The following is an 11,938-nucleotide window of genomic DNA, read 5'->3' on the forward strand; positions in this document are numbered from 1 at the left end:
GCCTCCCTGCGGGACGCAAAACGCGGATCATCCCAACCTTCCGGTGGTATCCTTTTCGATGTCGCCGCCGGTCCCCTTTCGGATGTCGTTTGACAGTAACTGCCAACCCCGTCATTGCGAGGAGCGAAGCGACGAAGCAACCCATGCCGCCGCTTGCCTCCTGCGGAAAAAATCGCTCCGTCTTCTGCTCGCAACGAAGGGCGGCGGGACGATCAGAGGGCGCAACAGCAGCCCAGCGGCCCTGGATCGCTTCCCCCCGGGCTCTTCGACCCGGGGGTCGCTCGCGATGACGGCGCTGTTCGCTGCCGGCTTGGGAGTTACGGTCGCCCGGAATTTCCGCCACAAAGCCTTGAGAAACCTCGAAACACGCCCGGGACGACAGGCGCGCCGGCGGTGCGCCACGTTCGCGATCCCCGGGCAGGGCGTCCGGCGCGACCGGGCCGAGGCTTGGGCGATCCGGCCCCGTCGGTCCCGGCTGAACCGCCGCGCGGCGATGACAGACGCTGGCCTGCCTGCCCTCGACCTTTGCGCGCGCCCGGAAATTCCGCTGCAAATCCTTGAGAAGCCTCGAAACCCGCCCGGAACGACAGGCGCGCCCGCGACGCGGTCCGGTTTCCGTCGCGCGCCCGGTCGCCCGATGTCTCCGGTGTCCCGCCGACGGGGCGCCCTCGGCGGCGTCGCCGCCTCGCCGCCCGCCGTTGAAGCGAGATCAGCCCTTCGTCCGCCCGAGCCAGTGCGCGGCCGGTCGGGACAGGACGTTCATGAGGTAGGCGTAAAGGGCGTTCGCCGGCGACACGAAGCTCAGCCCGATGACCGCGAACGACGACAGGAGGGCGATGGCGGTCGCGATCCGTCGGGCCGCGACCGCCGGTGCGTCGTCCCCGGACTGACCGAGATGGATCAGCGCGAAGGTGACGAGGCTCATCGCGCCGAGGTTGCGGCGTAGAGCCAGATCGCCGGCGCGAGGCTCGTGTAGCGGCCGACCACGCTCGAGGTGAAGGGCACGCAGGTGACGAGGAACAGGTAGAGAAGCCACCAGCGGCCGTAGCCGAACCCGTCATCGCGGTCGCTCGCCCGGACCTGGATCAGCGCGAGCCAGCGCTCGCCGAGCACCCAGAAACTCAGGGCGTAGGGAAAGACCTTCGGCCACAGGGCCGCGGCCCCGGCGAGGAGTTCGGCGGACGACGTCGGCGCAAAGCCGTCGGGAAAGCGGACGTCGAGCGCGAGCAGGGTCATCGCGACGGCGAACACTCCGTCTCCCAGCGCTTCGATGCGGGCCTTTGGATAGGCGCTCGACACGGCAAGCCTCCGCTCGCCGAACTTACCACCCCGCCCCCCGGACCGTCGATCCACCCACGCCCGTCAGCGTTGCGCCCACTCGTGCGCACGTGTGCCGGTCAGCGCCGACAGGCTCGGTACGCCCCGCTCGGAAACCGCCCGCACGAGCCCGTCGAGAATGTCTGCGACGACGCCAACCCCCTTCAGCGCAAGCCCTGTATAAAGCTGGACGAGGTCGGCGCCGGCCTCGATCTTGGCGAGCGCGGTGGCGGCATCCTCGACGCCGCCGCAACCGATCAGCGCGACCCGCCCGCCGAGCGCCAGGCGGGCGCGGGCGAGGAGGCGGGTGGACGGCGCGAACAGGGGCCGGCCGGAGAGCCCGCCCGCTTCTGCGCGATGGTGGGAGCGCAGCGTCGCCGGGCGCGCGATCGTGGTGTTGGAGACGATCAGGCCGTCGATGCGGCGCTCGAGCGCGATGGCGAGAATGTCGTCGAGCTCCCGGTCGTCGAGGTCGGGCGCGATCTTGACCATGAGCGGCCGGCGCGGCGCGCTGTAGTCGCGCGCCTCGAGAGCGCGCGCGATCAGGCCGTCGAGCGCGTCGCGGCGCTGCAGGTCACGCAGGTTCGGCGTGTTGGGGGAGGAGACGTTGATCGTGAGATAATCGGCCAGGGGGGCGAAGGTCCTGACGCCGAGCGCATAGTCGCCGATCCGGTCGGCGGCGTCCTTGTTGGCGCCGACGTTCACGCCGACGAGTCCCGGGGGCCGCCCGGCGGCCAGGCGCGCCCGGGCGCGGTCGAACCCTTCGTTGTTGAAGCCGAAGCGATTGATGACGGCGGCGTCTTCGCGCAGGCGGAAGAGGCGCGGCCGGGCGTTGCCGGCCTGGGGCCGCGGCGTGAGCGTGCCGACCTCGACGAAGCCGAAGCCGAAGTTCAGCATCGCGCCGGGAACTTCCGCGTTCTTGTCGAAGCCTGCGGCGAGACCCAGCGGATTGGGAAAGGCGAGGCCGAGCACCGAGATCCGGAGCCGCGGGTCGGCGCGCGGCGCGGCCGTCGGGGGCGCGACCTTCAGCGCGAGAATGGCCGCGCGATGCGCGGTCTCGGGCGGCAAGCGCTGCGCGAGCGGTTCGAGGAGCCCGGCGAGCCTCACCGCTCGAGGGCCCCGAACGCGTGGCGGCCATCCGGTCCGAGCGGCAGGGCGCGCGCCCAGACCACCGCGCTCAAGTCGAGCGCGCCGTAGAGATGGGGAAACAGCGCCCCGCCGCGCGACGGCTCCCAGCGCAGCCGAGGCCCGAGGGCCTCGACGTCGACGGCGACGAGGGTCAGATCGTCGCGGGCCGAAAACCATTTCGCCGCGGTCTCGGGCGCCTGTCCCGCCGTCGACAGATGGATGTAACCGTCGAGGCGATCGATCGCCGCGCCGTCGAAGCGGCCGGCGCGCTCCGCCGCCCGCCAGTCGTCCGTCGCCACGATCTTGAAGACGAGAGTCATGTCGGCAACGACCCCTGGGCGTCAGTCCTGCAGCATGCGCTTCAGGAGATCGACCTCCTCCTTCAGCGACCCGTCGGACTGCGTGAGCGCCTCGATCTTGCGCACCGCATGGAGCACAGTCGTGTGGTCGCGGCCGCCGAAGCGCCGGCCGATCTCCGGCAGCGATCGCATCGTCAGCGTCTTGGCGAGGAACATCGCGACCTGGCGCGGCTTGACCACGACCGCCGTGCGGCGGGACGACAGAATATCGGCGCGCGAGACGCTGTAATGCGTGGCGACCAGCTTCTGTATGTCTTCGATTTTGACGCGCTTGGGTTCGTGCGCACGGATGAGGTCGCGGATCGCAACTTCCGCGGCCTCGACCGTCAGCGGCGCGCCGGTCAGCGTTCCGTGCGCGAGCAGGCGGTTGACCGCGCCCTCGAGATCGCGGCCGTTGGAGCGGATCGAGCGCGCCACGAAAGCGAGCACCGCCGGGCTGAGGTCGAAGCCCGGCTGCACGGCGCGCGCGGCGGCGACCCGCGCTTCGAGGATCTTCATGCGCAGCGGCTCGTCGAGCGCGCCGATCTCGACGCAAAGGCCGACTCCGAGACGCGACCGCACGCGCTCGTCGAGCGCCTCGAGATCGTTCGGCGGCCTGTCGGCCGCGACGATGACTTCGCGTCCGGCGTCGAGCAGGGCGTTCAGCGCGTGCCCGAACTCGGCCTGGATGGTCTTGCCCTGCAGAAACTGCGCATCGTCGAAAATCAGCAGATCGATGGCGCGCAGGCGCTCCTTGAAGGCGATCGAGGTCTGCGCCTGCAGCGCGGCGACGAAACCGTACATGAACTTCTCGGCCGTCAGATAGATCGCCGGACGACCCTGAGCGGCCGCGGTGTGCGCCACCGCCTGCAGGAGGTGGGTCTTGCCGAGGCCGACCGCCGAATGGATGAACAGTGGGCAGAACGCCGACGCCCGGCCGCCGAGGCTCTCGGCCACGCGCTGCGCCGCGGTGAACGCCAGCTGGTTGGAACGTCCGACCTGGAAGGTCGAGAACGTCAGCCGGCGATCGAGCGGCGATCCGACCAAGGCGTCCGCGAACGCGCCCGGCGCCGGATGGGACGAGGCGCGCCGGGCGGCGGGAGCGCGTTCCGGCCCGGCGGGCGAAACCGCGCGAGGCTTCGCGGCCCCCGGCAGCGGGCAGACCGCGGCCGCCGCGAGCTGCGGCTCTCCGCGGGCGGACGATCGGACAACCACGAGAATCCGGGCGAGCGCGCCGAATTCGGCGGCGAGCGCGGCGGTGATGTGGCCGAGATAGTGGGTGTCGATCCAGCTCTTGAGGAAGCGGGTCGGCACGGAGAGCCGCGCATGTCCGCCCGCCACGGCTTCCAGCTCGATCCGACCGAACCAGCTGTTGAAGATGTCGTCGCCGAGCTCCGCCCGCAGCCGTTCGCAGCACCTGAGCCACGACTGCGCCAGTCGCTGACCGTCGACGGGTTCCGAAAAGGGGCCGGACTCGGTGGCGCAGGCGACGGCGGACTTACTGGGAACACCCATGGCGGAACTCTGGCGGGAGGGGATCGAAATGCGGCTTCAGAACGGTCGAGCGCCCGAAGCGCGTCGTCAGGTCTGCGCCCAGGGGAGATCCCCCGCCCTCCATCCGCCCACGAGGTTGCGCCGACCTCGCGAATCCAGCGGCCCCTCGAATCCGTCCGAGACGTTGAGGCAGGGGGCCCAGCCAGCCCGCGTCATCGCGATCGCGGCGCTGCGCGAACGGGCGCCGGAGCGGCAGAGGAACAGCAAGGGCGCGCCGGGCTGAACGCCGGCGGCCGCGAGTTCGGCCGCGAGGCGCGCGGCGAAGTCGGGGACCGCCTGCATCGAGGGAAAGGTCTGCCACTCGAGAAACAGGACGCTCTTGCCGATCGCGTTCAGGTCGGGGGTCCCGACAAAGGCCCACTCGGCCCGGGTTCGAACATCGATCAGGACCGAGGCGCCGTCCGAGACGAGGAGCTGGAAGGCCTCGGTCGCAGGCAGGTCTCCAGCGTAACCGGCGGCGTTTTCATAAGGCATCACTGTTCTCTCCGCAGTCCGCACTACGGATCCCCTTGATCGAAACTCAACTGGGCAGTTGTCGGTTTGTAAAGTTCTCAGCCTGTAAACGAATACGATTTCACGAGCCGATGCCCGTCGAACTCGCGCAGGACCGCCTGCTTAGCTACTCATTGTACTCAAGCCTTACTTTACAATACCGAGAGATCACGGGCTCTTCTTTCAGATTTGCTTGGATCGGGCGAGACTATGGCACGGTCGACGGTTCGAGGCAACCGTGTTCCCTGGCTGCCGGGAGTCGCGCCGACCTTCCGAGGCGGCAATTTTGCCACATATCCGTCACGTGAGATCGCAACCGTTTGATTCGAGGCCCAAGATCATTCCCCTACGTGAGCATTCGCCCGCACCGTCCGGCGCGGCCGATCCTCGCCAACCGCACCGCGGAACGCCGACGACCGCCGCCCCGCCCCGTCTTGTTGAGCAAACCGTTGAGCGTTCGAGAGCTTTTGTGTTCGCTCGGCGGCGCGCGGACGTCGTCGAGGCGTCGCGTGACCGTCTTGTTGCGGACCGACGACGACGGCGTGACCGTTTCCGGCCGCGCCGGGCCGCTTCGCGTCACGCGTTCGCCACAGACTTATCCACAGCGATGACGCCAAAAAAGGCGGGCAGGGCCAGAAGATAGGCAAAGGCCGCGATCTCGATCACCGCGCCGAGGCCGAAGTTGGTCGCGATGACCGGCGCGGCCGCGGCGCCGATCACCGAGAAGCAGCCGTTGACGCCCCAGGCCCAGATGAACAACGCGTCCTTGCCGAGCCGGCCGAGCGTCGTCATCGCGGTCGGCATCGGGAATCCCATGAGGAACGCCGGCGGAGCGATCAGCACGAAACACAGCACCAGCCGCTCGCCGTAGGGAAGGGCGGCGATCCCGTCGAGCGCGAGGTTCACGAAAAGCGCATAGGAGAGCAGCAGCCCGCCGATGGCCAGGAAGATCGCCGGCATCGCCACCCGCATGTACGGCAGGATGCGCTCGGAGACGAGCGCGCCGAGTCCGGAGAACACCAGCATCCCGGTGATCAGCACGGAGGCGGAGACGGTCGGATTGCCGAGCGCCATCACGAAGTGAGCGATGAGCCCGACCTCGACCATGATGTAGCCGGCGCCGAGGCAGGCGAAATAGAGGACCGTCAGCGCCTTCCCCCGGGACTTGGAGAAGATCGTGCGCCAGCCCCAGATCACGGGAATGGCGAGCAGCACGGTGGCGGTCAGGCAGGCGACGCCGAGCGTCGCCCAGATCAGCAGGTAGCCCCACTCGTCCTGCAGGAGTTCCAGGCGGTCGGTCACCCGCGGCAGGTCCCCGGTCTTCACGTAGGCCGCAAAATATGGCCTGTCGTTGGTCAGCTCGTGGGTGTTGAACACGTAACGCGACGCCACATCCGGCCAGTCGCCGGCGATCAGCGCATGCCAGGCGAGGCGGCCCATTACCGTGGCGGGCAACACGCCGTCGTCGGCCTTGCCAGACGGCGGCGCGGCGTCGTCTGCCGCCGCGTCGGTCGCGCTCGCGCCGTTCCCGCCCGAGGCCGGCGGGCCACCCGCCGCGCCGGCGAAGATCTGCTCGATGTAGCCCTGAAGCGTCGCGTCGGTCTGGGAGCCGTCATAGACGAAGCCCGGATAGTAGATCTCGTCGAACGACATGGCGCGGGTGTGATCGCGCAGCTTGGCGATCTCCTCGGGCGTGAAACCGCCGTTCTTGTAGAGGACCGTCGCGGTCGACAGGTAAGAGGATGCGACGAAGAACGAATTGGCGATGTGGTCAGGATCGACCGCGCGCGCCGCCCCGGCCATGGTGGCGTAGAGCTTGAGCACCGACTTCGGCGGCTCTTCCTTGTTCCACAGCGTCACCGACAGCACGCCGCCCGGCGCGAGCGCGCGCATGTAGGTCTCCATCGCCTCCTTCGTATAGGGGAATTTCTCGACGATGGCGAAGCCGCCCGGATTGGAGAGGCCGACCGAATCCGCGAGGCTCAGGTCGACGACGTCGAATTTTTCCGACGTGCTCGCCAGGAAGTGGCGGCCCTCGTACGGGATCACCCGAACCTTGGAGAGAATGTCTCCGGTGAAGTCGCGCAGCACCGGGCGCCGGAACGCCTCGAGCACCGCGCGGTTGCCCTCGGCGACGGTGACGTCCTTCGCCCCGGAATGGAGCGCCACCTCGGTCGAGATGCCGCCGCCGAACTGGGTGATGAAGGTCTTGGGGTCCTTCTTGATCACGTAGGGATACACCATCGGCAGGAAACGGAAATAGGCCGTCTCCTTGTCGGTCAGGTCGCGCATGACGCCGATCGGACCGTCACTGTCGATGTACATGCCGAGATACGCATTGACCGGCATCGTCGGCAGGCTGAAGCCGGCGTTGTCGGACAGGCCCGGCGCGAAATGGAGATAGGAGCTGGAATAGACCTCGAGGTAGCCGAACGGAGACGCGCTCTCGAACACCTTTTTCGCATCCGGAAACTTGCGGGCGTAGGAGACGCCCTTGTAGTCGTTGACCGCGAGCGTCTTGAGGCCGAAGGCCGGGGCGAGGAGAAAATGGCCGCCGAAGGCGAGCGCCCCGGCCACCGCGTAGGGAACCAGCGCCGCCCGCCCGCCCGGGCCGAACGACCAGGCGACGCAGGCCGCGAGCCACAGCAGGAGCGGAACGACGATCAGGTTCGCGGGGACGAAGACGTACATCGCCGCCAGGAAAATCAGCCCGCAGATTCCGGAGCCGGCGAGGTCGGCGAAATAGACCCGACCGAAGGTGCGGTTGCTCTTGAGGAAAACGCAGCCGAGGAACACCGCGCCGGCGAGGAACGGCGTCAACTCGGCGACGAACATCTGCAGGAGCTTCCACTTCTGCGTCGGATCGGAAACGAGGAAGATGGCGTTGAAGCCGAGCTTCTGCACGGTGAGATTCGCGGCGACCGCGAGCGGGCCGAACAGACCGAGCGCGACGCTCGCGGCGCCGCGCCAGTGGCGCACGAACCAGTCCTTGGCGACGGTCATCACCGCGCTGGTCAGTCCGAAGCCCAGCATCGCGAGACTGACCACCAGCGAGCCGAAATGCGCCCAGCTGCCGACCGAAAAGACGCGCATGATGTCGATCTGCAGCGCGATCACCGCGCCCGCGCCGAGGCCGACGGCGAAATAGAGCCAGAGGCGCTCGCGCCCCGTCAGAACCGCGTCGTCGGAGGGCCGCTCGAGAAGGCTCGCATCCGCGGCGATGGGGCTGGCGTCGTTCATGAAATCCTCGCCGGACGGCCGTCAGAAGGAAAAACGGCGCCCCTTTGATCGGGACGCCGCATCGGGACAGACGGGAAGGGGGTCCGTCAGTTGTTGTGGGTGCCGACGATCTGGTCGCCTTCGAGCTTGGTGAACGGCACGAAGGGCACGATCCGGCCGCCGTAGATGTCGGAGCGAGCGACGGTCATCTGACCGTCCGACGCCTCGGTCTTGACGACCTTGAGCACCCGCTGCGCGCCCGGCGGGCCGACGGGAATGACCATGATGCCGCCCGGCTTCAGCTGCTGCAGCAGCGGCGGCGGGACGTGGTCGATGCCGCAGGTGACGATGATCTTGTCGAACGGCCCGAACTCTTCCCAGCCGTAATAGCCGTCGGCGGCCTTGGAGGTGATCTCGCCGAACTCGTTGTAGCCGTCCTTGATCAGCCCGTCGTAGATGCCGCGGGTGCGCTCGGCGAGCGGCTTGATGATTTCGATCGAATAGACCTTGTCGGTCAGATGCGAAAGGTAGGCGGACTGGTAGCCGGAGCCGGTGCCGACCTCGAGCACCTTCTCGCCCTGCTTGGGATCGATGTTGGAGGTCATCCGCCCGACGATATGCGGACCGGAAATGGTGACGCCGAAGCCGATGTCGAGAAAGGCGTGGTCGTAGGCGCGGCCCAGATTCTGCTGCAGCACGAATTTTTCGCGCGGCGTCAGCAGAAAAGCGCGCTTGTGGCGGTCGTTGAGCAGATCCTCGTTGCGCACCATCGCCTGGAAGCGGTCGAACCGCTCGGCGAGGAACTTGGGATCTTCGCCGCGCTGAGCGACTCCCCAGGCGATGAACTTCTCCTTGCTGTCCATCGGCGGGTTCAGGTCGAGCGAATAGGGCGTCGGCACGTTTGCGACCGCCGCGCGCGTCAGGCACGCCGCCCCGAACAAGCCGGCCGCGCCGGCCAGAAATTCACGTCTCCGCACCAAAGGCCTCCTCAACTCCACGTCTCGTGAGGCCTGATAACGCAATCGCAGCCAAAACGCGACCCTTTAAAGCCCGGCGCTGGACCGCGCTTTTCGGGGCCGCCCGTTTCAGCGCGCGACCGGGTTCTTCGCCCATTGCCCGAGGGTGCGGGGATGATGGACCGGCGCGAAGGCCAGCGCGGAATCCGCGTGATGACGGCGAGCGTGCGCGACTTCGCTCCCCTGCGCCGATCCTCCGATCGAAATCTGCGCGCCCTGCGCCTGCACCATGGCGAACAACGCCGCCGCGTGAGCCGGAGACAGGCGAATGCAGCCGTGCGACGCCGGGCTTCCGAGCGCGCCGACCGCATTCGTGCCGTGGATGGCGTACTGGCCGTGGAAGAAAATCGAGTGCGGCATCGGCGCGTTGTTGTACTTGGCCGAATGGACCATCGCGTACAGCCGCTGCGGTTGGAAGACTCCGCGCGGGGTGGCGTGGCCTTCCCGGCCCGACGAGATCGGCCAGACGTAGTTTTCGCCGTCGGTCGAATGCACCCGCATCGTCTGCGACGAGAGGTCGACGTCGATGGTCACGAAGGCCAGCGCGCGCCCCTCGACGGCCAGCATGAGGCCGAGCGCCAGCAGGACCCTCCAAAGGACTCGCATGATCGCCTTCCCCTCCACACTTTGCCAGCGCGACGTGGCGCAGCAGCCCCCCTGCTGCAAGGATCCCGTCCCCAAACCAGAAGTGAGATCTCGCCCCGAAGGTCGGAAGCGGACCGGTCAAATCATGGCGCAAGTTTGGCGATGGCGCAATCGTGATCCTGAAGCGCCTCGGCGTGGCCGCCCCCCTCGAGCGAGAACGGCTCGGCGAGGAGGATGAACCCGGGCTTGCCGCCGAAATCCGCGCCGACGGCGGCGAGCGTCCAGGCGCCCATGTTGGCCTTCGCGCCCGCGACTCCATCGGCGAGCAGCTTCAGCGGCTCGGCGTCGACGAGGTCGGCCGAGTCGAGGCGGCGCGCGAGATAGGTGCGGCCGTTGAGCGCGACCGTCATGGCCCGCCAGTGGTCGTCCAGCGCCGACCGGTAGGTCTTGAGCGCCTCCGCGACGTCGACGCGCATGCAATCGACATGGACGTGAAGCTGCTGCTGGCTGCGCGACCATTCCGAATTGATGGTCAGCCCGACCGCCTCGCGCGGCAGCGCCGCGCCGCCGAGCTTCGCTTCGAGCAGCGGCTTCGCCGCCCAGGCGTCGCCGAAGACCGGCGGCGCGTCGGGCGCGAGCATCTCGGGGTCCTCGACGCCGGCGATCTTGCGGGTCGGGATGGCGAGCATCTGCGCGACGCCGTGGATGTCCTTCAGGATCGCCACCCCCGCCGCCTCGCCGTGGGCGAGACCGACCCGCTCGCAGGGCTTCGGGCCTTCGCCCGCCTCGGCATGCGGAACGCAGGCGCCGTGCACGATGCGCCAGAGGGCGTCGGGGTCGGCGTGGGCGACGGACAGCGCCGCGCCGGAGCCGGCGACGAAGGCGAGGACGAAGGCCAAGGCGGCGCGGGACGGCCTCGATGGCGGCGTTCCGGTCGCCGTCGCGCCGCGCCCACCCTCAGCGACGGCAAGAGACTCGCCAAACCGGCTCCCGAAACCAGTCTTTTCATGCTCTTGCAGCGTCATTTGGTTCCGCCCCTCGCTTTTGCGGGCGGCGGAGAGCGCTGCTGCCGAACCGGCGGCGCGGTACGGCCGCGGCGGCGGCGATCCCTGGCCCGAAGTCGAGCCGCGTCCGGCTTCGGCGACACGAAGCGACTTGCCGAACTGGCTCCCGAAACACATTTCTTCAAGCCTTTGCGACGCCATCCGGTTCCGCTCCTGCGTTTGAGGGCTCAGCGCCCCGCGGCAAACGCCCGAACCGCTCGTGAACAGATCGCCGACAGGGTCACGGCGATTGACTGATTATCGCCCAGCGGCAGACTTTTCGCAAGACATTTCAATTCGGATAATGAAAATACGAAATCTTCCTCACACGACGCCCGCGGTCTTCTCGATCAACTCCAGCAGGATCGGACGGGCGTACAGACGCCGGCGAAATCGTCGGTCGACCGCCGAACGCGATCGCCGCGGAGGCCTCGTCGATCCTCCCGTCGGCGCCACGAGACGCAACGGTTCCAGTCTCCAAAGCCCCGAACCCTTCGGCAAAGCCGCCGGTGCGACTCGCGGCCGTGAACGCCTCGGAGGAGGAAGCGGTACGACAAGGAAGCCGCAGAATCAGCCCAATGCGGGCTTTGTCGTCCGAACAAACGGGTCAGGGCCCCAGGTAAGTCTTGCACCAGCCCTGCCTTCCGACGGGGCCGACAACGGTTATGCAATCGTCTGGCGGGAGGAAGAACGTACACAGTTCACACCTCCGAAAGCCCTTGTGGGTCGGCTGATAGGCGGCGGCGCGTTGCGACGTCCTTTTTTCCGGCGCAGCGCGCGCATTCCGGGCATCGGGCGCAATCGCGAGGACGGCGAGGGAGCCGGCGACGCCGCGCAGCAGAATGCGCCGCGATACATCGGAGTGAGAACGGCGCGCCGGCCTTCCGCCGAGTTTGGCGGGGCGGTGTTGATCGGGGTGGTCAGGGCGCAACGCGATTGTCCGAATTTGAGGCCGAGCCGTAGTCGATACCGCCTCGGAGGTCGATCCGTTTGCTGCGTCCGGTTCGGCGCGGATCGTCATGCCTTCCGTCGGCGTCCGAGGCGATTGAGCCGCCGTCGAACGCATTGCGAGACGAACGGCGCCGTCGAGGGGCTTCGTGCGGCGCGCCGTCCCGGACAGTGTCGGACCTCTCGACGAGGCAAGGCGAGCGCAGGGCTCCGAATCCGGGTTAATGTGCCTTAACCGTTCTTGCCGATGAGGATCTCGGCGAGCCTTTCGACGTCCCAGCTGGCGATTTTTCTGCGC

Annotated in this window: 10 protein-coding genes; all 10 read right to left on the reverse strand. The window is 68.1% G+C overall.

Annotated features, from left to right (window positions below):
• Positions 1-709 precede the first annotated feature (709 nt).
• Complete coding sequence (locus tag DFR50_RS30840) at positions 710-925, reverse strand: hypothetical protein (RefSeq protein WP_113894135.1); 216 nt, start codon at positions 923-925, stop codon at positions 710-712.
• Positions 922-1,299: a TMEM175 family protein gene (locus DFR50_RS30845; protein WP_245428249.1), complete on the reverse strand. Its 378-nt coding sequence runs from the start codon at positions 1,297-1,299 to the stop codon at positions 922-924. The genes DFR50_RS30840 and DFR50_RS30845 overlap by 4 nt, the downstream gene beginning before the upstream one ends.
• Before the next feature lie 63 nt (positions 1,300-1,362).
• Positions 1,363-2,424 carry a quinone-dependent dihydroorotate dehydrogenase gene (locus DFR50_RS30850; protein ID WP_113894137.1) on the reverse strand — a complete coding sequence of 354 codons (1,062 nt, stop codon included), beginning with the start codon at positions 2,422-2,424 and terminating at the stop codon, positions 1,363-1,365.
• Positions 2,421-2,765 (reverse strand): DUF952 domain-containing protein, encoded by a 345-nt coding sequence (locus tag DFR50_RS30855; protein ID WP_113894139.1) that lies wholly within the window; start codon positions 2,763-2,765, stop codon positions 2,421-2,423. Before DFR50_RS30855 ends, DFR50_RS30850 begins: the two co-directional genes overlap by 4 nt.
• Before the next feature lie 21 nt (positions 2,766-2,786).
• Positions 2,787-4,298 (reverse strand): chromosomal replication initiator protein DnaA, encoded by a 1,512-nt coding sequence (dnaA, locus tag DFR50_RS30860; RefSeq protein ID WP_113894141.1) that lies wholly within the window; start codon positions 4,296-4,298, stop codon positions 2,787-2,789.
• 66 nt (positions 4,299-4,364) lie between these two features.
• Positions 4,365-4,811 carry a rhodanese-like domain-containing protein gene (locus DFR50_RS30865; RefSeq protein ID WP_113894143.1) on the reverse strand — a complete coding sequence of 149 codons (447 nt, stop codon included), beginning with the start codon at positions 4,809-4,811 and terminating at the stop codon, positions 4,365-4,367.
• Between the two features lie 594 nt (positions 4,812-5,405).
• Positions 5,406-8,069: a spermidine synthase family protein gene (locus DFR50_RS30875; protein ID WP_245428251.1), complete on the reverse strand. Its 2,664-nt coding sequence runs from the start codon at positions 8,067-8,069 to the stop codon at positions 5,406-5,408.
• Between the two features lie 86 nt (positions 8,070-8,155).
• Complete coding sequence (locus DFR50_RS30880; RefSeq protein WP_245428253.1) at positions 8,156-9,025, reverse strand: protein-L-isoaspartate O-methyltransferase family protein; 870 nt, start codon at positions 9,023-9,025, stop codon at positions 8,156-8,158.
• A 108-nt stretch (positions 9,026-9,133) separates the two neighbouring features.
• Complete coding sequence (locus tag DFR50_RS30885; protein ID WP_170153459.1) at positions 9,134-9,670, reverse strand: L,D-transpeptidase; 537 nt, start codon at positions 9,668-9,670, stop codon at positions 9,134-9,136.
• A 122-nt stretch (positions 9,671-9,792) separates the two neighbouring features.
• A complete protein-coding gene (locus DFR50_RS30890) occupies positions 9,793-10,548 on the reverse strand; it encodes a CDP-diacylglycerol diphosphatase (RefSeq protein ID WP_170153460.1) in 756 nt (251 codons plus the stop codon).
• Positions 10,549-11,938: the final 1,390 nt, after the last annotated feature.

This window comes from Roseiarcus fermentans, assembly GCF_003315135.1.
Classification (GTDB): domain Bacteria; phylum Pseudomonadota; class Alphaproteobacteria; order Rhizobiales; family Beijerinckiaceae; genus Roseiarcus; species Roseiarcus fermentans.